Source organism: Phenylobacterium sp., assembly GCF_016124325.1.
Classification (GTDB): Bacteria; Pseudomonadota; Alphaproteobacteria; order Caulobacterales; family Caulobacteraceae; genus Phenylobacterium.
Genome location: NZ_WGNY01000036.1, coordinates 86,245 through 107,981 on the forward strand (window position 1 = coordinate 86,245; position 21,737 = coordinate 107,981).

Annotated in this window: 20 protein-coding genes; 9 read left to right on the top strand and 11 right to left on the bottom strand. The window is 69.1% G+C overall.

What is annotated here, in order from left to right:
- Positions 1-49 precede the first annotated feature (49 nt).
- From GC203_RS19810 to GC203_RS19835, 6 genes are all read right to left on the bottom strand, one after another.
- Positions 50-640: a cytochrome c oxidase assembly protein gene (locus tag GC203_RS19810; protein ID WP_293458222.1), complete on the bottom strand. Its 591-nt coding sequence runs from the start codon at positions 638-640 to the stop codon at positions 50-52.
- On the bottom strand, positions 618-770 hold the full coding sequence (locus GC203_RS19815) for a hypothetical protein (protein WP_293458224.1): 153 nt from the start codon (positions 768-770) through the stop codon (positions 618-620). Before GC203_RS19815 ends, GC203_RS19810 begins: the two co-directional genes overlap by 23 nt.
- Positions 767-1,738 (bottom strand): heme o synthase, encoded by a 972-nt coding sequence (gene cyoE, locus GC203_RS19820; protein WP_293458226.1) that lies wholly within the window; start codon positions 1,736-1,738, stop codon positions 767-769. Before cyoE ends, GC203_RS19815 begins: the two co-directional genes overlap by 4 nt.
- A gap of 86 nt (positions 1,739-1,824) precedes the next feature.
- Entirely contained in the window at positions 1,825-3,495 is a 1,671-nt protein-coding gene (gene ctaD, locus GC203_RS19825) for a cytochrome c oxidase subunit I (protein ID WP_293458227.1), read from the bottom strand.
- A gap of 17 nt (positions 3,496-3,512) precedes the next feature.
- A complete protein-coding gene (gene coxB, locus GC203_RS19830; RefSeq protein WP_293458228.1) occupies positions 3,513-4,484 on the bottom strand; it encodes a cytochrome c oxidase subunit II in 972 nt (323 codons plus the stop codon).
- 358 nt (positions 4,485-4,842) lie between these two features.
- On the bottom strand, positions 4,843-5,397 hold the full coding sequence (locus GC203_RS19835) for a DUF1993 family protein (RefSeq protein WP_293458230.1): 555 nt from the start codon (positions 5,395-5,397) through the stop codon (positions 4,843-4,845).
- A 66-nt stretch (positions 5,398-5,463) separates the two neighbouring features.
- Between GC203_RS19835 and tldD the strand changes: the two genes are divergently transcribed.
- The 4 genes from tldD to GC203_RS19855 all read left to right on the top strand — a co-directional run bounded on the left by tldD (position 5,464) and on the right by GC203_RS19855 (position 11,642).
- Positions 5,464-6,894, top strand: coding sequence for a metalloprotease TldD (gene tldD / locus GC203_RS19840; protein WP_293458232.1), 1,431 nt, complete (start codon positions 5,464-5,466; stop codon positions 6,892-6,894).
- Positions 6,894-7,316: a GFA family protein gene (locus tag GC203_RS19845; RefSeq protein WP_293458234.1), complete on the top strand. Its 423-nt coding sequence runs from the start codon at positions 6,894-6,896 to the stop codon at positions 7,314-7,316. Before tldD ends, GC203_RS19845 begins: the two co-directional genes overlap by 1 nt.
- Before the next feature lie 118 nt (positions 7,317-7,434).
- On the top strand, positions 7,435-9,489 hold the full coding sequence (locus GC203_RS19850) for a TonB-dependent receptor (protein WP_293458235.1): 2,055 nt from the start codon (positions 7,435-7,437) through the stop codon (positions 9,487-9,489).
- Between the two features lie 134 nt (positions 9,490-9,623).
- Positions 9,624-11,642, top strand: coding sequence for a TonB-dependent receptor (locus tag GC203_RS19855; RefSeq protein ID WP_293458236.1), 2,019 nt, complete (start codon positions 9,624-9,626; stop codon positions 11,640-11,642).
- A gap of 449 nt (positions 11,643-12,091) precedes the next feature.
- Here GC203_RS19855 and GC203_RS19860 read toward each other — a convergent pair whose 3' ends face one another.
- Complete coding sequence (locus tag GC203_RS19860; protein ID WP_293458238.1) at positions 12,092-13,948, bottom strand: peptide MFS transporter; 1,857 nt, start codon at positions 13,946-13,948, stop codon at positions 12,092-12,094.
- 182 nt (positions 13,949-14,130) lie between these two features.
- On the opposite strand from GC203_RS19860, the gene GC203_RS19865 reads away from it, so the two are divergent.
- Positions 14,131-14,622 (top strand): DUF427 domain-containing protein, encoded by a 492-nt coding sequence (locus tag GC203_RS19865; protein ID WP_293458240.1) that lies wholly within the window; start codon positions 14,131-14,133, stop codon positions 14,620-14,622.
- Positions 14,623-14,796: 174 nt separating this feature from the next.
- Here GC203_RS19865 and GC203_RS19870 read toward each other — a convergent pair whose 3' ends face one another.
- From GC203_RS19870 to GC203_RS19885, 4 genes are all read right to left on the bottom strand, one after another.
- Positions 14,797-15,294 carry a hypothetical protein gene (locus tag GC203_RS19870; protein ID WP_293458242.1) on the bottom strand — a complete coding sequence of 166 codons (498 nt, stop codon included), beginning with the start codon at positions 15,292-15,294 and terminating at the stop codon, positions 14,797-14,799.
- A 1-nt stretch (position 15,295) separates the two neighbouring features.
- Positions 15,296-15,691 (bottom strand): GFA family protein, encoded by a 396-nt coding sequence (locus tag GC203_RS19875; protein WP_293458244.1) that lies wholly within the window; start codon positions 15,689-15,691, stop codon positions 15,296-15,298.
- 128 nt (positions 15,692-15,819) lie between these two features.
- Entirely contained in the window at positions 15,820-17,175 is a 1,356-nt protein-coding gene (locus GC203_RS19880; RefSeq protein WP_293458246.1) for a glutamate--cysteine ligase, read from the bottom strand.
- A 98-nt stretch (positions 17,176-17,273) separates the two neighbouring features.
- Positions 17,274-17,990 (bottom strand): 16S rRNA (uracil(1498)-N(3))-methyltransferase, encoded by a 717-nt coding sequence (locus GC203_RS19885; protein ID WP_293458248.1) that lies wholly within the window; start codon positions 17,988-17,990, stop codon positions 17,274-17,276.
- A 46-nt stretch (positions 17,991-18,036) separates the two neighbouring features.
- Between GC203_RS19885 and ppk2 the strand changes: the two genes are divergently transcribed.
- The 4 genes from ppk2 to GC203_RS19905 all read left to right on the top strand — a co-directional run bounded on the left by ppk2 (position 18,037) and on the right by GC203_RS19905 (position 21,636).
- On the top strand, positions 18,037-18,792 hold the full coding sequence (ppk2, locus tag GC203_RS19890; protein ID WP_293458250.1) for a polyphosphate kinase 2: 756 nt from the start codon (positions 18,037-18,039) through the stop codon (positions 18,790-18,792).
- 17 nt (positions 18,793-18,809) lie between these two features.
- Positions 18,810-19,790, top strand: coding sequence for an aldo/keto reductase (locus GC203_RS19895; protein WP_293458252.1), 981 nt, complete (start codon positions 18,810-18,812; stop codon positions 19,788-19,790).
- A 168-nt stretch (positions 19,791-19,958) separates the two neighbouring features.
- Positions 19,959-21,155 (top strand): winged helix-turn-helix domain-containing protein, encoded by a 1,197-nt coding sequence (locus tag GC203_RS19900; protein WP_293458254.1) that lies wholly within the window; start codon positions 19,959-19,961, stop codon positions 21,153-21,155.
- Positions 21,156-21,288: 133 nt separating this feature from the next.
- Entirely contained in the window at positions 21,289-21,636 is a 348-nt protein-coding gene (locus GC203_RS19905) for an endonuclease domain-containing protein (protein ID WP_293458256.1), read from the top strand.
- Positions 21,637-21,737: the final 101 nt, after the last annotated feature.

Below are 21,737 nucleotides of genomic sequence, written 5' to 3' on the forward strand. Positions count from 1 at the left end.
GGAGGCCTTCTGATCCCCTCACGATGCTTCACCGTGAGGGTGAAAGCCTCTAGCTCGCCGCCTTGCCGTTGGCGGGCGGCGGCTGGGTGGCCACGTCGGTGGCCGGATAGAAGGTGTAGCTCAGCGTGATCTCGGGCTTGCCCTTGGTGTTGATGTCCTTGGCGTAGCCCGGCTCGACGAAATAGAGCACCGGCATGTCCACCGTCGCCCCGGCGGCGATGGTCTGGTCCGAGAAGCAGAAGCACTGCAGCTTCTCGAAATAGGCCCCGGCCTGCTCGGGCACCACGTTGTAGACGGCCCGCGCGGTGATCGGATGATCGGCGTGGTTGGTCACCCGGAAGAAGGCCAGCTTGGTCTCGCCGATCTTGACCGTCTGCTGGATCTGGCTGGCCTCGAAGCTCCACGGCAGGTCGCGGACATTGGCGTCGAAGCGCACGACGACGGTCTTGCCCAGCGTCTCGGTCGGCGCCGCCTCGGCCCGGCGCACCGTGCCGCCGAACCCGGTCGCCTGGCAGAAGGCCTGATAGAGCGGCACGGCCGCGAAGGCCGCGCCCACCATGCCGAAGAACGTCCCGGCGCAGATCAGCGCCAGCCGCGTATTGCGCCGACGATTGGGATCAGAAGGTTCGTTCTGCGACACTGCCGCCCAGCCTCACGATGGTCACCACGAAGATCAGAATGACGAAGACGACCAAGCCCAAGGCCAAGGCGATATTGCGGCCACGGCGGGCGCGGGCGAAATCTTCGGCCTCGCGATTGGGATCGCTCATCGGAAGAGCTCCAGGGGCGCTGCGCCCATGAGGTGTTCGCCCAGCAGCGTCGCGAACAGCAGGGCCAGGTAGAGGATCGAAAACGCGAACAGGTTGCGCGCGTCGCGGGCCCCGGCGCGCACGTCGTAGAGGCCGTCGTCGTTGCGCGGATCGGCCGCCTCGCCCGCCCGGCTGCGGTAGAGCCGCCACGCCAGCAGCAGGAACACCAGCCCGCCCAGGCCCGAGACGCCCAGGTAGATCGCGCCACCCAGGCCGCTGAAGGCCGGCGCCACGCAGACCGGTATCAGCATCAGGCTGTAGATCAGCACCTGCAGCCGCGTGGCCGCCGCGCCCTTCACCACCGGCAGCATCGGCACGCCGGCCTTGGCGTAGTCTTCCGAGGTGTAGAGCGACAGCGCCCAGAAGTGGGGCGGCGTCCACATGAAGATGATCGCGCACAGCAGCCAGGCGTTGGCCGGCGCCGCGCCCGTCGCCGCGGCCCAGCCGATCACCGGCGGCAACGCCCCGGCGAGCCCGCCGATGACGATGTTCTGCGCCGTCCAGCGCTTGAGCCACATGGTGTAGACCACGGCGTAGAACAGGATGGTGAAGGCGAGCAGGCCGGCGGCGAACCAGTTCAGCGCCATGCCCATCAGCATCACCGAGAACAGCGACAGCACCACGCCCAGGGCCAGGGCGTCGGCGCCCTGCACGCGGCCCGCCGGCACCGGCCGGCCGCGCGTGCGCCGCATGGCCGCGTCGATGTCGGCGTCGTACCACATGTTGAGCGCGCCGCTCGCGCCGGCGCCCACCGCGATGCACAGGATCGCCACCGCGCCCAGGATCGGGTTCACGTGGGCCGGCGCGCAGACGAGGCCCGTCAGCGCGGTGAACACCACCAGCGACATCACCCGCGGCTTCAGCAGCTGGACGTAGTCCTGCCAGCGGGCGGGGACGCGGGATGTGGGATGGGCCGTGGCCATGGCCATGCGATCATACTCTCAGAATGTCCGAAGGGCGCGCTCCGTGCGGAACGCGCCCTCCGTATCGTGTCAGGCGATCGGTCCGCCGCGCCTCAGTGGACGTCGGGCTTGATCACCGGCAGTTCGCTGAACTGGTGGAACGGCGGCGGCGAGGACAGGGTCCACTCCAGCGTCGTGGCGCCTTCGCCCCAGGGATTGGCCTCGGCCTTGCGGCGGAAGACCATGGCGTCGATCAGCACCAGCAGGAAGATCAGGACGCCGACGGCGGTGATCTCGTAGCCGATGGTCGACACCTTGTTCCAGGTCGCGAAGCCTTCCGGATAGTCGATGTAGCGGCGCGGCATGCCCTGGAGGCCCAGGAAGTGCTGCGGGAAGAAGATCAGGTTCACGCCGATGAACGTGACCCAGAAGTGCAGCGCGCCCAGCCACTCGCGGTACTTCACGCCCCACATCTTCTCGAACCAGTAGTAGAAGCCCGCGAAGATCGCGAACACGGCGCCGAGGCTCAGCACGTAGTGGAAGTGGGCCACCACGTAGTAGGTGTCGTGCAGGCTGTAGTCGATGCCGGCGTTGGCCAGGACGACGCCCGTCACCCCGCCCACCGTGAACAGGAAGATGAAGCCGATCGCCCAGAGCATCGGCACCTTGAAGTCGATGGAGCCGCCCCACATCGTGGCGATCCACGAGAACACCTTCACCCCTGTCGGGACGGCGATGACCATGGTCGCGGCCACGAAGTAGGCGCGCAGCTGGATCGACATGCCGACCGTGTACATGTGGTGGGCCCACACGACGAAGCCGATGAAGCCGATGGCGACCATGGCGTAGGCCATGGCGAGGTAGCCGAAGACGGGCTTCTTAGAGAAGGTCGAGACGATGTGGCTGATGATGCCGAAGCCCGGCAGGATCAGGATGTACACCTCGGGGTGGCCGAAGAACCAGAACAGGTGCTGGTACATGACGGGGTCGCCGCCGCCGGCCGCATCGAAGAAGTGGGTGTGGAAGTTGCGGTCGGTCAGCAGCATGGTGATCGCGCCGGCCAGCACGGGCAGCGAGAGCAGCAGCAGGAAGACCGTCACCAGCACCGACCACACGAACAGCGGCATCCGGTGCAGGGTCATGCCCGGCGCGCGCATGTTGAAGATGGTGGTGATGAAGTTGATGGCGCCCAGGATCGAACTGGCGCCGGCCAGGTGGACCGACAGGATCGCGCAGTCCATCGCCGGCCCGGGGTGGCCCGAGGTGGAGAGCGGCGGATAGAGCGTCCAGCCCCCGCCGAAGCCCTTGCCCGGCCCGCCGTCGACGAACATCGAGGTGACCAGCAGCACCCAGGCCGCGACCAGCAGCCAGAACGAGATGTTGTTCATCCGCGGGAAGGCCATGTCCGGCGCGCCGATCATGATCGGCACGAACCAGTTGCCGAACCCGCCGATCATCGCCGGCATGACCATGAAGAAGATCATGATCAGGGCGTGGGCGGTGACCACGACGTTGTAGCCCTGCTTCGAGGGCTCGATCAGCGGGGAGCCCGCGATCTTGATCTGGGCCAGCCAGGAGCCCTCACGGAAGATCTGGATGCCCGGCTCCATCAGCTCGGCGCGGATGAGGCCCGACAGCGCGCCGCCCACCAGGCCCGCCATGATGGCGAACAGGATGTACAGCGTGCCGATGTCCTTGTGGTTCGTGGAGAGGAACCACCGGGTGAAGAACCCCGGCGTGTGGCCGTGGTCGTCGTGGGTGTCGTGAGCAGCAGCGTGAGCCATGTTACGCGGATCCTGGCTTAGTGCGCGCCCGGCGCCGCGGCGGGCGCAGGGGTTGCGGCGGCGGGCGCCGCAGGAGTGGTCGAAACGGGCGTGGCGGCCGGGGCCGTCGCCGCGGCGGGCTCGCCAGCGGCGTCCGCGGCCGGGGCCGCCTCAGGCGCGGGAGCCGCGCCGGCGACCTCGCCGCCCTTCTTGGCGACCCAGGCGTCGAAGTCGGCCTGGCTGACCACGTGCACCTCGATGGGCATGAAGGCGTGGTCGACGCCGCAGAGCTCGCGGCAGTTGCCGTAGTAGACGCCGATGCGGTCGGCCTTGAACCAGGTCTCGTTCAGGCGGCCGGGGATCGCGTCGGTGATGATCCCGAACGACGGAACGGCGAAGGCGTGGATCACGTCGGCGCCCGTCACCTGCACCCGCACCACCTTGCCCACGGGGGCGTAGAGCGGCTCGGTCACGGCCAGCTTGTAGGGCACGTTGCGCGCCTTGGCCTCGTCCTCGGGCAGGACGTTGGAGATGAACTCGCCGATCTTCTGGTCGGGGTACTCATAGCCCCAGTACCACTGGTAGCCCGTCGCCTTGATGGTCAGGTCGGGCTTCGGCATGTCGTTGTAGGCGAACAGCAGCCGGAACGAGAACACGGCGATGACCATCAGGATCATCACCGGGACGACCGTCCAGACGATCTCGATCGGGGTGTTGTGGCTCCACTTCGCCGGGGTCGGGTTGGCCCGCTTGTTGTAGCGGATCATCACCCACACCAGCAGGCCCAGCACGAACAGCACGATGGCCGTGATGATGGGCAGCAGGATGATGTTGTGGAACCAGATCGCCTGTTCGCGCAGCGGCGTCACGCCGGGCTGCAGGTCGATGGCGCCGTCGGTCGGCTGACCGAACTTGTCCTGCGCCCAGGCGGTCGCGCCCCAGAACGCCGCCCCAGCGCCCGCGAGGGCCCCGGCCGCCCGCGTCCGCAATCCATGAAAGCTCGACGTCATGTCCCCTCGGTGTGCTTGAGCCGGCGGCGCCCCGTGAGGCGTGATCCGCAGCTCTCCGCCAGCATCACGAACAGGTCGCGCGGACGCAGCTCACCCGACGCCCGACCGGCCCCTTCGTCGGGGTCCATACGCGCATCGCTTGGGCTTGCCAAGGCGTCAGAGGCGCTTACGTCGCGACAGAGCGCCGACCCCCGTTCTGCGAGCGGGGGCCGCAGGCGGTCCGGCCCTGCGGCGGAGGCGGCGATCGCCGGGTTTTCCGGGGTCGGCCGCCGTCCGGCCGGCCGGGGCGCGACCGGGGCTGATCCGGAACCGGCCGCGTTGAGCGAATCGGTCGGTCGGCCGCGACACGCCGCCGCAGCTAGATAGCGATCGCGCCCGCGCCGTTCAGGAAATCCAGCTTGCCCAGGGGCACGCCCTGGGCGCGCAGCAGGGCGTAGGCCGTGGTGACGTGGAACAGGAAGTTGGGCACGGCGAACCGGGCCAGGAAATCGCGGCCGCTGAACGAGAGCGTCCGGCCGGGGAGCGGCAGTTCGACGACGGCGTCCTCGCGGCCGTCGACCTGCTCGCGCTTCACGCCTTCGAGGAAGTCGATGGTCTTGGCGATGCGCGCCTTCAGCTCGGGCCAGGTGGTCTCGGTGTCGGGAAAGCTGGGCGGGGTCACGCCGGCCAGGCGCGCTGCGCCGCTCTTGGCCGCGTCGCTGGCGAGCTGGATCTGGTTGGTGAGGGGATGCATGTCCGGCGCCAGCCGCGCGTCGACGTAGGTCTGCAGGTCGACGCCGTTGGCCTTCGCGTGCGCCTCGGCCTTGTCCAGTATGGCGTCCAGGTTGCGCAGCATGTGGAGGAAGACCGGGATCGAGGCGTCGTACAGGGAATAGGCCATCAGGCGCTCCAGCTTGGCTTGGGGGGCAGACATGGGGGGCGAGACATGCGGGCGCCAGTCGCGCTGGCCTCGCCCCGACGCGGCGCCTATGTTCACGTCATGAACGCCCCTGTCACCGCCCCCTCCATTCTCGAATCCGCCGGCGTCGACGCCGACCGCGCCCGCGAGGTCCTCTCCGACGCCCTGGCGGGCGCCGACGACGGCGAACTGTTCGTCGAGCGCTCGGAAAGCGAGTCGTTCCTGTTCGACGACGGGCGGCTGAAGTCGGCCGCCTACGATTCGACCGAGGGCTTCGGCCTGCGCGTCGTGGCGGGCGAGACGGCCGGCTACGCCCACGCCAGTGAGATTTCCGAGGCCGCGATCCGCCGCGCCGCCGACTCGGCCCGCCTGGCCAAGCGCGGCTATGCGGGAACCGCCGCCGAGGCCCCACGCGCCACCAACGCCAGGCTCTACGGCGAGGAGAACCCGCTGGCCTCGCCGGCCTTCGCCGACAAGGTCGCCCTGCTGCAGGAGATCGACGCCTGGGCCCGCGCCCGGGATTCGCGCGTCGTGCAGGTGATGGCCTCCATCGCCGGCGAGCGGCGGATGGTGGAGATCCTGCGCGCCGACGGACGGCTGATCCGCGACGTTCGCCCGCTCAGCCGCGTCAACGTCCAGATCACGGTCGAGCGCGATGGGCGCCGCGAGACCGGCTACACCGGCGCCGGCGGCCGCGCCGGCTTCGAGACCTGGATCACCCCCGACAAGTGGCAGGCCCAGGTGGACGAGGCGCTGCGCCAAGCGCTGGTCAACCTCGACGCCGTCCCCTGCCCCGCCGGCGAGATGGACGTGGTCCTGGGCCCGGGCTGGAACGGCGTGCTGCTGCACGAGGCGGTCGGCCACGGCCTGGAGGGCGACTTCAACCGCAAGGGCACCTCGGCGTTCTCGGGCCGTATCGGCCAGCGGGTGGCCGCGCCGGGCGTCACGGTGTTCGACGACGGCTCCCTCGCCGGACGCCGCGGCTCGCTGACCGTCGACGACGAAGGCACGCCGACCGAACGCACGATCCTGATCGAGGACGGCGTGCTGGTGGGCTACATGCACGACCGGATGAGCGCCCGGCTCATGGGCCTCTCGCCCACCGGCAACGCGCGGCGCCAGTCCTACGCCCACATGCCCATGCCGCGGATGACCAACACCGGCATGCTCGGCGGCGACACCCCGCGGGCGGAAATGATCGCCTCGACGAAGCGCGGCCTCTACTGCGCCAACTTCGGCGGCGGCCAGGTGGACATCACCAACGGGAAGTTCGTCTTCCAGTGCACCGAGGCCTACCTGATCGAGGACGGCAAGGTGACCACGCCGGTGAAGGGCGCGACCCTGATCGGCGACGGCCCCTCGGCTCTGACCCGGGTCACCATGATCGGCGACGACTTCGACTTCGACCCCGGCGTCGGGGTGTGCGGCAAGGCGGGCCAGAGCGTGCCCGTGGGCGTGGGCCAGCCGTCGCTGAAGATCACCGGCCTGACGGTCGGCGGGACGGCGGTCTGATGTCCGGGGAGGCGTTCGTCGCGACCGGCCGATGCCTCTGCGGCGCGGTGAGCTTCGGCCTCCGCGACAAGTTGCCCGCGGTCGGATTTTGCCACTGCTCGCTCTGCCGGCGCGTCTCGGGGACGGGTTCGAACGCCGTACTGAACGTGCGCCGCGAGCGGTTCGAGTGGCTGTCGGGCGAGGACAACGTCCAGGTCTACGCCACGCCGAGCGGCTGGAAGAGCCTGTTCTGCCGCACCTGCGGCAGTCCGGCGCCGCATATCCTGCGGGACGGGCGGCGGGTCCTGGTCCCGGCCGGGATGCTGGACGGCGACTGCGACCTCCCCATCTCCGGTCACATCTTCGTCGGCTCGAAGGCCCGCTGGGAGGTGATCGCCGACGATGCGCCGCAGTTCGAGACCTGGCCGCCGGCGGCCGGATAAACTACATCTGTCAATCTGAGCGGCGCAAAGATTTCCGCGATTTAATGCACCTTACGGGCATTTAACTCGGCTCGCGGCGCCGGCGCGGGTCAGGTGTTCCCCATTGGGGAGTACCTGCATGTTGATCGCCACCCTCCTGGCGCAGGCCGCCGTCGCGGCCGCGCCGCAGCCCGCGACGGCGCTGCCGGACGGCGTCATCGGCTATCCGGCCTCGTTCTTCGAAGGCCAGCAGGTGGCGAACGCGGCCGAGATGCTGGCCCGCGTGCCCGGCTTCACGCTCGACACCGGCGACGACGTGCGCGGCTACGAAGGCGCGGCGGGCAATGTGGTGATCGACGGCCAGCGACCGGCGAGCAAGAGCGACAACCTCGAAGAGATCCTGCGCCGCATTCCCGTTTCCCAGGTCGAGCGGATCGACATCATCCGCGGCGGCGCGCCCGGTATCGACATGCAGGGCAAGACCGTCATCGCCAACGTCATCAAGAAGAAGGGCGGCGGCTGGCGGGGGCTCTACCAGGCGGTCGAGAACCACCTCTGGGACGGGCGCAACATGACCGGCATGCGTCTGGAGCTTTCCGGCGGCGACGGGACGCGCACCTGGGAGGCCACGGCCCGCTACGGGTACGGCAACGACGACGGCGGCGAGTTCGGCCCGCTGGTCCGCCTGGGCCCCGACGGCCAGGTCATCCGGCGCGCCGACGTGAAATCCGAGAGCGACGGGCTGCAGCAGATCCTCACCGCCGCCTATTCCCAGCCGCTGTTGGGCGGCCGCATCTCACTCAACGGCCGGGCCTTCTGGGACAGCTGGAAGTCGGAGGAGACGGACCGGTTCACCCAGCCGGCCGACTTCGGCGCGTCGAACGACGTCAATCCGTACGACGAGTTCCAGACCGAGCTCGGCGCCCGCTACAGCCGCGACCTGGGCGCCCGGACCAAGCTCGAACTGGTCGGCCTGCGCACCGACACCGACTACCACACCTTCGACCTCTTCACCTTCCGGGGCGGCGCGGACGAATTCCGCAACAAGCGCAACTCCAGCGAGACGATCGGCCGGGCGGTGCTGAAGCACCAGATGTCGAGCGCGCTCTCGTTCGAATTCGGCGGCGAGGCGGCCCTGAACGACCTGGACAGCGAAACCTCGGTGTTCTCCGACGGCGCGCCCATTCCGCTTCCAGCGGCCGACGTACGCGTTAAGGAGAAGCGCGCCGAAGTATTCGGCAAGGGAACCTGGCGGCTCTCGCCCGCCTGGACCTTCGACGCCAGCCTCCGCTACGAGGCCTCGAAGATCACCTCCGACGGCGACGTGGCGCTGTCCAAGAGCCTGGGCTTCCTCAAGCCGCGGCTGGCGGCCACCTGGACCCCGGTCAAGAACACCCAGCTTCGCTTCCGCGTCGAGCGGGTGGTGGGCCAGCTCGACTTCGACGACTTCGTCGCCGGCTCGGACTTCAGCGGCGGCACCGGCGTCTCGGCCGGCAACCCCGACCTCAACCCCGAACAGGCCTGGGTCGGCGAGGCGGCGATCGAGCAGCGGTTCTGGAAGAGCGCGGCGGTCACCCTGACCTATCGCCACTCCGAGCTCAGCGACGTGATCGATCGCGGCCCGGTGCGCCTGACCGTCCCCGACCCGGTGACCGGCCAGCCCACCGCCGTGGTCTTCGACCAGCCCACCAATATCGGCGACGGAACCAAGGACGAGCTGACCGCGACCCTCAACCTGCCCTTCGACCACTTCGGCTGGAACGGCGCCCTGCTGCGCGGCGAGATCAACCGGCGCTGGGCCTCGGTCACCGACCCGACCACCCTCACCCACCGCAACATCACCCGGCTGCGGCCGCTGGAGTGGGAGGCGCACTTCAGCCAGGACCTGCCCGACCTGGGCGCCAGCCTGGGCTTCGACGTCTACGGCGGCTGGCAGCGCAAGACCTACCAGGTGCAGTACGTGACCGAGGTGAAGCTGGAGGACGCCTACCTCACCACCTGGGTCGAGAAGCGCCTGGACCCCGACACCATCGTGCGCTTCGAGATCGGCAACTGGACCAAGCGCGGCATCCGCATCACCACCGCCGCCTACGACGGCCCACGCGACACCGGCGCGCTGAGCTACGTCGACGACCGGCATCTGAAACCCGGCCACAACGTCTACATCCGCGTGCGCCACACGTTCGGAGGCTGACAGCCCTCGGGATTGGCGCCGACGGATCACGAATGTAAGCCGCCCCGCAAGGGGCCGGCGATTCAGATGTCGTTAGCCATTTTCACCGCCTGTGCTCCGACACACGGCGAGGTTGCCGGGCGGGGAGGAGACGAATGCTGATCGCGCAGGTCCTGGCGCAGGCCGCCGCCATCGCGGGACCGGTCGCCGAGGCCCCGGCCCAGGGCGTGGTCAGCTATGGCCCCGAGTTCTTCGCCGCCCAGCAGCCCACCACCGCGCTCGACATGGTCAACCGGATACCGGGCTTCACGCTGGACAAGGGCGATGCGGTCCGCGGCTTCGAGGGGGCGGCGGGCAACGTCCTGATCGACGGCCAGCGGCCGGCCAGCAAGAGCGACGACCTGGACGACATCCTCAAGCGCATCCCCGCCTCCAGCGTCGCGCGCATCGACGTGATCCGCGGCGGCGCGCCGGGCGTCGACATGCAGGGCAAGACGGTGCTGGCCAACATCGTCCGCACGCGCTCCGGCGGCGCCAAGGGCCTGGTCGAGGCCAAGGACTTCATCGTGCACGACGGCCGCCATTCCGGCGGCCTGCGCGTCGACGCCTCCGGGACCTCGGACGGGCGCAACTGGGAGCTATCGGCCCAGGCCCGCAAGTTCATCGACGACGGCGCCGGCGATGGCCCCGGCCTGCGGACGTTCGGCTCGGGCGCCCCCGCCCAGCCCTACTATATCGACGCCGAGGGCGACGAGGTGCAGTACCTCGGCACGGCCGCCTACGAGACCCCGCTGGCCGGCGGCCGGCTGCGCCTGAACGGCCGGCTCTTTTCCGAGAAGTACAAGTCGGAGGAAGCCGACCAGTTCTTCACCCGCATCCCGCCGGCCGAGACCGACAACTTCACCCGGCTGACCCACGAAAGCGAAGTAGGCGGCCGGTTCGGGCGGCCCCTGGGCGAGGCGGCCGACCTGGAAGCCATCGCCTTGCGCCAGACGCACAACGTCGACCTCAGCGACCGCTTCTTCACCGGCGCGAGCCTCAGCGACTTCTCCCGGTCCAGCGACCAGACCGAGACCATCGGGCGGCTGGTGCTGAAGCGGCGCTTCGGCGAGCGGCTGTCTTTCGAGCTGGGCGGCGAAGGCGCGGTCAACAAACTCGACTCCGAAAGCCGGCTGGCCGTCGACGGCGCGCCCGTCCCCCTGCCGGCCGCCAACGTCGAGGTCGAGGAGAAGCGAGGCGAGGTCTTCCTGAAGTCTTCGTGGCGGCCGGCGCCCCGTTGGACCATCGACGGTGGTCTGCGCTACGAGACCTCGACCATCTCATCGGATGGCGACGTCACACTGAAGAAGACGCTGCGCTATGCGAAGCCGCGCCTCACGGTCACTTGGGCGCCGACGGCGACCACCCAGCTTCGGCTACGCGGCGAACGAGAGGTAGGACAGCTCAACTTCAACGACTTCGTCGCCAGCGCCAACCTGACGACGACCGGATCGATCTACGCCGGCAATCCCGACCTCAATCCCGAACAGGCCTGGGCCGCCGAGGTCGCGCTGGAGCAGCGGTTCTGGACCTCGGGCTCGATCGTGCTGACCGCCCGCCACTACGAGCTTTCCGACGTCGTCGATCGCGCGCCGGTCTTCGATCCGTCCGGCGCGGTGTTCGACGCCCCGGCCAACATCGGCGACGGGTCGAAGGACGAGCTCAAGCTCGAACTCACCCTGCCCACCGACAAGCTGGGCGTGGCCCGCGGGCAGCTCAAGGGCGACGTGCGGCGCGGCTGGACCGACGTGACCGATCCGACCACGCACGAGAGCCGTGGCATCTCGGGCTACCACCCCATCGACTGGAACGTGAGCTTCAGCCAGGACGTGCCGCGCTGGAACATGACCTGGGGCGTCGACGTCTACGGCAGCTTCCGCGAGCGCTACTACCGCTTCAACCAGATCGAGGACTTCAAGCTCTCGGCCCTGGTGCGGCCTTACATCGAAATCCGCCCGCGTGACGACCTGAACCTGCGCCTGGAGCTGTTCAACGCCACCCAGCGCGGCCTGCGCGACTACACCGCCACTTATCCGGGGCCGCGCAACGCCGGCGGGGCGCCGGACGTTCAGGCCCGCGACCAGACGCGCACGCCCTACGGCGCCTTCATCCGGCTGCAGAAGAAGTTCGGCTAGCGCCAGCCCTCCGGCGACCACCCGCTAGAGCAAGATGGGGTCAGGTGGAATCACCTGACCGCTGAACCGTGCTCGAGATCCAAAAGTATAGAGCGCGTTCAAGCTGCGAAACCGCTCACACTTTCGCCTAACGCGCTCTAGGTCGACGACTCGACCAACCGACCTTCGCCGTCATCGCCCGGCTTGTCCGGGCGACCCATGAACACCGATATCGGCCGGTTTGGCGGCGGCGGCGCAGCGTCCTGTCCCGCGGGGTCAATGTTCATGGGTGGCCCGGACAAGCCGGGCCATGACGACCTGAAATGTCTTCAAGCGATCGAGCGGGACTTCCACCTAGAGCATGTCCCAGTCGGCTTGAATCAAGCCGACTGGGATCAACGCGCTCGCTGCTCTGAATTTGGAGGCCTTCTTGTCCACTCACGATGCCTCATCGAGAGTGGCTAGGCCCCCTAGGCGTTGCGGTCGGCCCGCATCGCCTGCGGGTTCACCGCCTGCCGCTCGCCGTCCAGCGTGGGGGCGATCGGCTCGGGCTGCTGGGCGTGGGGGTCGTTCACGCCGTGCGCCCATTTCTTCAGGATCGGCGAGAAGGCCAGCATCAGCAGGCCGGCCGCCACGCCCACGCCCCCGATCTTGGCGAACACCTCGACGTAGGTGGCCAGCGCCTTGCCGGGATCGAGCACCTGGCCCGCCACGGTCTCGGTGGCCGTGAGCTGGGCGATGAGCCCGGCCACCCACTGGGCGCCCGAGGTGCCCAGGAACCAGGTCGCCATCATGGTCGCCAGCACCGGCGCCGGCGCCAGCTTGGTCATCTGCGACAGGCCCACCGGCGACAGGCAAAGCTCGCCCGTGGTGTGCAGCAGGTAGGCCAGCATGAGGAAGATCACCGGCACCCGGAAGTCTGGACCCGCGAACTTGGCGCCCAGCACCAGGACGAAGAAGCCGGCGGCAACCTGCAGCAGGCCCAGGCCGAACTTGATCGCCGGGTTCGGGTCCAGCCGGCGGCTGCCGAGCGCGGCCCAGATAGCCGAGAAGACCGGCGCGAAGATCAGGATGAAGCCGGCGTTGAAACTCTGGGTCTGAGCCGCCGTGATCGACTGGCCGAAGCCGATCGAAAGGTCGGTGTTGCGCTCGGCGAACTGGTTGAGCGACGAGCCCGCCTGCTCGAACAGCGCCCAGAACACGACCGAGCCCGCCACGAGGACGAGCGCCAGCATCATCCGCTCGCGCTCGGCCTTGGAGCACTTGGTCGCCATGAAGACGCCGAGGTAGCCCAGCACCGCCACCGCGCCCACCGCCAGCATATAGCCCACCGCGGCGTTCTTCTGGACCAGCAGCCACACCAGCCCCACGCCGGCCAGCCCGCCGAGGTAGATCAGCCATTCCGTCGTGATCGGGCCGGCGACCGGCGTGGCGAGCTTCACCGGATCCGGCGGCTCGCCCTTGCCCTGAAGCATGGGCTTGCCCAGCACGAAGACCACGAAGCCGAGCAGCATGCCCAGGCCGGCCGCCCCGAAGCCCCAGTTCCAGCCGACGTTCTGGCCCAGCCAGCCGCAGGCGATGGCGGCCCAGAACGAGCCCAGGTTGATGCCGTAGTAGTAGAGGGTGAAGCCCGGATCGCGCTTGGGATCGCCCTGCGGATAGAGCTGGCCGACGAGCGAGGAGATGTTCGCCTTGAGGAAGCCGACCCCCATGATGATCAGCGCCAGCGCCAGATAGAGCACGTCCTTGAAGATCGGCGTCTGCTCGCGCACCGACAGGTCGTAGGCGCCCTTCGGCAGGACCGCGGGGAGCGGGCTGGCCTCGGGCAGCCCCTTGATCGCCAGGCCGCCGTCCGGCGCCGGCCCGTAGTCGTAGACGCCGTCGCCCACCTTCAGCTTCACCTCGCGCGCGTCGCCGCGTCCGGTCGTCTGGAACTCGTAGGTCGCGCCCTGGTAGGTGAGCTGCTGGATCGCGGGCTTGCCCTCGAACGCCATGGTGAAGTGGCCCGCCACCAGCAGCAGGGCGCCGAACGCGATCGCCTTGCGCGTGCCCAGCCAGCGGTCGGCGACGAAGCCGCCCACCAGGGGCAGCAGGTACACGAGCGAGGTGTAGGCGCCGTACTGGCCCTGGGCGGTCTTGTCGTCGAACAGGAAATGCTGCGTCAGGTAGAAGATCAGCAGGCCGCGCATTCCATAGTAGGAGAAGCGTTCCCACATCTCGGCGAAGAACAGGATCACCAGCCCCTTCGGGTGGGTGCGCAACTGCATCACCACGGGAATGGCGGTCACCAGGGTGATGACCACGCCGGCGAGGAAGACGATATCCATGCGTGAGAGGATCCCTAAGGCGCCCTCAGAGACGCGCGGGGATCCCGGGGACCGGCCGCGGCGGAGGGCCTGGATTTTCGCGGAGATGACCACGCCACGGTTTCCGGCACAAGCAAGCGACGGCGATGAAGCTTCACCGCGGCGCCGGACGTTCGTTCGATAGGCGAATGAGGAGCGAGACGATGAAACTGCCCGGGCCCGACCATCCCATCACCATCGCCGCGGCGAAGCAGCGCTGGCGCGTGCGCTACGGCCCCCACGTCATCGCCGACAGCGGCGACGCCCTGGTGCTGAAGGAGGCGACCTACCCGCAGGTGATCTACTTTCCGCGCGAAGACGTCTCGATGGAGTTCCTCGGCCGCACCGATCACAGCACCCACTGCCCCTACAAGGGCGACGCCAGCTACTACTCCATCGCCATGGACGGCGACGTCGCCGAGAACGCGGTCTGGTCCTACGAGGCCCCCTTCCCGGCCATGGCCCAGATCGCGGGCCGGCTGGCGTTCTATCCGAACAAGGTCGAGATCTACGCGGTCGACGACGCGGCGGTGAATCCGCATCACGCAAACGCCGACGTCGACGCGGCCGTCCAGCACACCGACGAAGGCGACGGCCTTTCGCAGCGCGACCGCTGGCCTCCCAACGTCTCCGAAGCGGACGGCGGGGTTCGGTAGGTCAGGCCGCCGCCCCGCGTCATCCCGGACGAAGGGCGCAAGGCGCCCGAAGATCCGGGACCCAGCCGCTCAGATGCCGATGCAGCGAGCCGGAGCGGCGTCAACGCCGTGCGTGCGGCTGGCGCCCGGCTCTCCGCGCCCTGGCGAGCGTTCCGGCCGGGATGACGTCCCGGATCATGCCGGCGTGGGCAGGGCCTGGGTCTGGGCCAGGTTCCAGCCGGTGTACTCGATCTCGCTGGTCACCTCGCGCACGCACCAGTCGGGCACGTCGAAGCGCAGGGCCGCCATGCGGTTCGTCGCCTCGCATTCGGCGGTCACCAGGCCCTCGAGGGGCCCCTCGAACATGTCGACCGTGAAGGCGCCGATCTTGTGCCGGCGCTTGGTGATCCGCGCGCCGGGCAGGACGTTGAGCACGGCGTATTCCTCGGCGCTCAGGTAGAGGTTGGTCATCGGCCCGACCATCGGATTGTCCGGCGCGTACTTCTTGGCGAGCTTGAACTCCTTCTCGCCGGTCTTGGCATAGGTGATCGACCGCAGCCGCAGGCGGCCGCCGTCGATGTAGAGATCCTCGATCAGCCGACTCTCGCCGGGCTCCAGCGGCGGCAACCGCGCGGGATCGACCAGGAAGCGCCGCTCGGCCACCCAGTGGGCGTATTTCGGCAGGTCCACCATCTCAGTCCTCGCGCGGGCCGCTCCACTCGGATCGAGCCTCGCCGGAGCGTACGCTCATCGTCAACCCATCGGCCACCCGCCACGGATAGGCTTCCACGTCGAAGTTTTCGAGACAGCCGACGTTGACGCCGTAGAAGTCGGGCGCCGCGCGCTTGCGGTGGAACGGATAGATGCCGCATCGGCCGCAGAACCAATGCCGGGCCCGCCTCGTGTTCCACTGATAGAGGACCAGCGCGTCCTCGCCGGCCTCGATCGTCAGGGCGCTCTCGTGGACCTTGGCCATCAGGGCGCCGCGCCGGCGGCACAGCGAGCAGTCGCAGCGGGTGAGTTCGTCGATCTCGGCCTCGCCCCGAAAGCGCACCGCCCCGCAGTGACAGGAACCCGACCACTCGCCCATCCGGCCAGCGTGAGCGGCCGCAAGCCGGCGCGCCAGCGCCAGACCCGCGGAAGTGGTCCCAGAACACGTCTTTGAGTTTAGAGGCCTTCTCGCCCACTCACGACGCCTCATCGTGAGTGGGAAGGCCTCTAGTAGGCGAAGTCCTCGTAGACGCGGCTGGCGTCGCCGGCCCAGCGGGTCTCGTACAGCTCCAGCAGCCGCTCGGCCGGGGTGATTCCGCTGTCGGCGATGGCCTCCAGCTCGGAGAGGTAGTTGGCCTCGTCGACCATCCCCGCCGACAGCCGGTTGCGCGCCTTCAGCCCCGCCCGCGCGATGGCCAGCAGGTCCTTGGCCACGTCCTGGGCCGTGCGTCCGGCGATCTCGGCTCTGAGGCCGCGGCGGGCCACGTCGGCGCGCAGGCGCTCGTGATCCTCGATCTTCCAGTCCTTGCAGAGGTCCCAGGCCGCCGCCAGGGCGGCGTCGTCGTAGAGCACGCCCATCCACAGGGCCGGCAGGGCGCACAGGCGGCTCCAGGGCCCGGAGTCGGCGCCGCGCATCTCCAGGTACTTCTTCAGCCGAACCTCGGGGAAGATGGTGGTGGTGTGGTCGGCCCAGTCCTTGATCGTCGGCCGCTCGCCCGGCAGCTCGGGCAGCTTGCCCTCCATGAAGTCGGCGAACGAGCGCCCCGCCACGTCGATGTAGCGGCCGTCGCGCTTGACGAAGTACATCGGCACCTGGAGCGCATAGCGGGCGTAGGTCTCGAACCCGAAGCCGTCCTGGAACACGAAATCCAGCATTCCCGTGCGGTCGGGGTCGGTGTCGGTCCAGACATTGGCCCGGCTGGACACGAAGCCCGACGGCTTGCCTTCGATGAACGGGGAATTGGCGAACAGCGCGGTGGCGATCGGCTGGAGCGCGAGGCTGGCGCGGAACTTCGCCACCATGTCGGCCTCGTCGGCGAAGTCGAGGTTGGCCTGCACCGTACAGGTGCGGAACATCATATCGAGGCCCAGCCCACCGACCTTCGGCATGTAGGCGCGCATGATCTTGTAGCGGCCCTTGGGCATCACCGGCACGTCGGCACGGCTCCAGGTGGGCGTGAAGCCCAGGCCCAGGAAACCCAGGCCCAGCTCGTCGGCGACCGCCTTCACCTCGCTGAGGTGGGTTCCGGTCTCCTCGCAGATGTCGTGCACCGTCTCCAGCGGCGCGCCCGACAGCTCGAACTGGCCGCCGGGCTCCAGGCTGACGCTGGCGCCGGCGCGCTCCAGCGCGATGACGTTGTCGCCCTCGTAGACCGGCGCCCAGCCGAAGCGGGTCAGGCCCTCCAGCAGCGCCTTGATGCCGCGCGGCTCGTAGGGGACCGGCTCGTGGCTATCCAGCCTGAAGACGAACTTCTCGTGCTCGGCGCCCACGCGCCATTCGCTCGCCGGCTTGGCCCCTTCGGCCATCCACGCGACGAGATCGTCGAACACCAGGGGACGATCGCCGCACACGACCTCGGCCATATATTTCCTCCGCGGCCGCAACGCCGTCTCGCCGGGTGGGCCCCGCGCCGATGAGCGTCTTTACGCCGTCAGGATAGGTGGGCGCAATTCGGCCAAGCTCAAGAGCGCCAGTCGCCGATCGCGGCCTGCCACAGCGTCAGCGCGCTGATCGCGGCGGTGTCGGCGCGCAGGATCCGGGGGCCCAGCGTGGCCGCCGTGGCGTAGGGCAGCGCCCGCAGGATCTCGCGCTCGGTCGGCGAGAAGCCGCCCTCGGGACCGATCAGGATCGCCCACGGCCCCGGCTCGCCCACCGCCGCCAGCACGGGCTTCGCATCGCCCGCCTCGTCGCAGAACAGCAGCCGCCGTCCCGCCTCCCAGTCGGCCAGCATCCGCGGCAGCTTCACGGGCTCGACCACCTGCGGCACGTCCAGCCGGCCGGTCTGCTCGGACGCCTCCACGGCGATGGCCTGCAACCGGTCGATGCGCGTGTGGTCGGCGTTGGTGCGCTCGGTGATCACCGGCCGGACCCGGCGCGCGCCCAGCTCGGCCGCCTTCTCCACGATGGTCTCCAGGCGCGCCCGCTTCACCAGGGCGACGATCAGGTCCAGGTCGGGGCCTTCGCTCTGCGGCCGGGTCCGTTCCTCGGCGTCCAGCGCCACCGCCCGCTTGCCGACCGCGGCGACCCGCGCGCGCCATTCGCCGTCGCGCCCGTTGAACACCGCCACCTCGTCGCCGACGGCCTGGCGCATCACCGCCGCCAGATAGCGGCTCTGGCCCTCGTCGAGATCGAGGCGCGCCCCGGCGGAGAGATCGTGCGGAACGAACAGGCGGATCATGCGCTGGTTCTAGCCTCCCGCCCCTCAAGAGGCCTAGGGTCACCTCATGTCGAAAGATCACGAGGCCGAACTCGAAGCGCATCAGCTCGCCCTGGTCCGCTGGCAACAGCAGGCCATGCAGGACGGCGACAAGGTGCTGATCATCTTCGAGGGGCGCGACGCCGCCGGGAAGGACAGCACGATCCGCGTGCTCACCGAGCACCTTTCCAACCGCAACACCCGGGTCGTGGCCCTCGCCAAGCCATCCGACCGCGAGCGGAGCCAGTGGTTCTTCCAGCGCTATGCCGCCCACCTGCCGGCCGCGGGCGAGACCGTCGTCTTCAACCGCTCCTGGTACAACCGCGGCGGCGTGGAGCGCGTCATGGGCTTCTCCACGCCCGAGGAGCAGGAGGTGTTCCTGCGCGACGTGCCCACCTTCGAGGCCATGCTGACCGAGAGCGGCATCAAGCTGGTGAAGCTGTGGCTGGACGTCTCCAAGGACGAGCAGGCCAAACGGCTGGAGGAACGCCGCACCGATCCGCTGAAGGCGATGAAGTCCTCGCCGCTCGACGCCGCCGCCCAGGAGAAGTGGGACGCCTATACCGCCGCGCGCGACGAGATGCTGCGCCGGACGGCCTCGCCCAACGCGCCCTGGATCTGCGTGCGCTCCGACCACAAGAAGGCCGCCAAGCTCGCGATCCTGAGCTACCTCGTCGACATCCTGGCGCCGGGCAAGATCGCCCGCGGCATCCCCGAGCCCGACCCCGACGTCCTTTTCCCCTTCGAGATCGCCTGCCTCACCGACGGGCGACTGGAGCGCTGAATCAAAGGAACCCCGCCATGGAACAGGTCCGCCTCGGAAACACCGGCCTCAAGGTCTCCCGCCTGTGCCTGGGCTGCATGACCTACGGCTCGCCCGACTGGCGGCCCTGGGTGCTGGACATGGAGGCCTCCAAGCCCTTCTTCCAGACCGCCATCGAGAAGGGGATCACCTTCTTCGACACCGCCAACATCTATTCCATCGGCGAGAGCGAGGTGGTGACGGGCTGGTGGCTGCGCGAGTTCGCCAAGCGCGAGGAGATCGTGGTGGCCACCAAGGTCAACGGGCCGATGGGCTCGGGGGCCAATGAGAAGGGCCTGAGCCGCAAGTCGATCATGGCCCAGATCGACGCCAGCCTGACCCGGCTGGGGATGGACTACGTCGACCTCTACCAGATCCACCGCTTCGACTACGAGACGCCGATCGAGGAGACGCTGGAGGCGCTCCACGACGTGGTCCGCGCCGGCAAGGCCCGCTACATCGGCGCCTCCTCGATGTTCGCCTGGCAGTTCTCCAAGATGCTGGCGGTCAGCGCCGCCAACGGCTGGACCCGCTTCGTCTCGATGCAGCCGCAGTACAACCTCGTCTACCGCGAGGAGGAGCGCGAGATGCTGCCCCTCTGCCGGAACGAAGGCGTCGGCGTGATCCCCTGGTCGCCGCTGGCCCGCGGCTTCCTGGCCGGCGGCCGGGGCGCGCCCAAGGAAGGCAACACCGAGCGCGCGCGCACCGACGAGTTCAGCCCGCGGCTCTACTACCGCGACTCCGACTTCAAGGTGGTGGACGCCGTGACCGAGGTCGCCCGGGCGCGGGGGCTCTCCAACATGCAGGTGGCCCTGGCCTGGGTGCTGAAGAACCCCACCGTCACCGCGCCGATCATCGGCGCCTCCAAGCTGGGGCACCTGGAGGAGGCGGTCTCGGCCCTCGACGTCAAGCTGAGCGACGACGAGATCAAGACCCTGGAGGCTCCCTACCAGGCCAAGCCGGTGCTCGATCACCTCTGACCGCGATGCGCTCGCCTCTAGGGCGAGTGGGCGAAATTGTCGCGTATAATCTGCAAATGTTCCGGGTGACGCCGAGAGGCGCGAGCCGCCGTTAACCATTCGCTAAGGAAAGATTGTTCTTTCTTTGTTCGGTCGGTAGCCTTCCGGGACTCGCGCCACAGGATTCGGATGAAGGACACGCTGACCGCCGGCGAGGCTCGCCGCATCGCGCTCGCGGCCCAGGGCTTCGGCGCCGCCCGCGACGGCGAGATCGGTCGCCGCCAGCTCACCCGCCTCGTCGAGCGCCTGGGCGTCGTCCAGATCGACTCGGTCAACGTCGTCTCGCGCACCCACTACCTGCCGGCCTTCTCGCGGCTGGGCGCCTATCCGCGCGAACTGCTGGAGGAGATCGCCTGGGCGAAGAAGCGGCCGCTCTTCGAATACTGGGCGCACGAGGCCTCGCTGCTGCCGCTGAGCAGCCAGCCGCTGTTCCGCTGGCGGATGGAGGACGCGCACGACGGCGTCGGCGTCTGGAAGGGCGTCGCCAGGTTCCTGCGTGAGCGGCGCGACTTCGTCGACCGGGTGCTGGCCGAGATCCGCGACCGGGGCCCGCTGGCCGCCAGCGAGCTCGACATGGGCCACAAGGGCGAAGGCGGCTGGTGGGGCTGGAGCGAGGCCAAGCGGGCCGTCGAATGCCTGTTCTGGACCGGCGAGCTCACCACCGCCACCCGGCGCGGCACGTTCGAGCGGGTCTACGGCCTGCCGGAGAAGGTGCTGCCGCGCGCGGTGCTGAATGCGCCGACCCCCGACCGCGCGGAGGCCCACCGCCAGCTTTACCGCATGGCCGCGCGGTCCATGGGCGTCGCCACCGCCAAGGACCTGCGCGACTATTTCCGCATGCCGGTCGAGGGCGCGAAGGACCGCCTGGCCGAGCTGGTCGAAGCGGGCGACCTCCTACCCGTGAGCGTGAAGGGCTGGCGCGAGCCGGCCTATCTCGATCCCGCCGCGCGCCGGCCGCGCCGCATCCACGCCGAGGCCCTGCTCTCGCCCTTCGACAACCTGATCTGGTTCCGCGAGCGCACCGAGCGGATGTTCGGCGTGCGCTACCGCATCGAGATCTACGTTCCGGCCGAGAAGCGCCAGCACGGCTACTACGTCCTGCCGTTCCTGGAGGGCGACGCCCTCACCGCCCGCGTCGACCTCAAGGCCGACCGCAAGGCCGGCGTGCTGGTCGTCCAGGCCAGCCACGCCGAACCCTGGGCCAACGCCGAGACGCCCGCGCGCCTGGCCCACGAGCTGAAGCGGATGGCCGGGTGGCTGGGCCTGGACTCGGTGCGCGTGGAAAAGCGCGGCGATCTGTCGGCGACCTTGGCGGATGCGATCTGAAACGCCCCCTCCGTCGGCTTCGCCGCCACCTCCCCCGCTTCGCAGGGGAGGAGCAGATCACCTCTCGCTCCTCCCCCGCATCGCGGGGGAGGTGGATCGCGGCGCAAGCCGCGAGACGGAGGGGGCGTGAAGCATGAGAGCGCCTGGATCCACGCACCGGCGCGCCCGCGCGCTCCGCCAAGACCTTAGCCTGCCTGAGAAGCTGCTCTGGGTTCGCCTCCGCCGTCGGGAGGCTGGCATTCCGACCTTCCGCCGCCAACATCCGATCGGCCCCTACGTCCTCGACTTCTTCTGTGCGACGGCTCGCCTCTGTGTCGAAGTCGACGGCCTTGCCCACATGACCGCCGATCGGCCGGAACGAGACGGGCGACGAGACGCCTGGTTGGAAAGCCGAGGTGTTCGCGTGGTTCGTATTGCGGCGGTCGACGTGTTGAAGGATCCGGATGCGGTCGCCGACTGGCTCCGGCGCGGCGCGGCGTAGCGCCCCCTCCACCACGCTGCGCGCGGTCCCCCTCCCCCGCTTCGCAGGGGAGGAGCAGATCACCTCTCGCTCCTCCCCCGCATCGCGGGGGAGGTGGATCG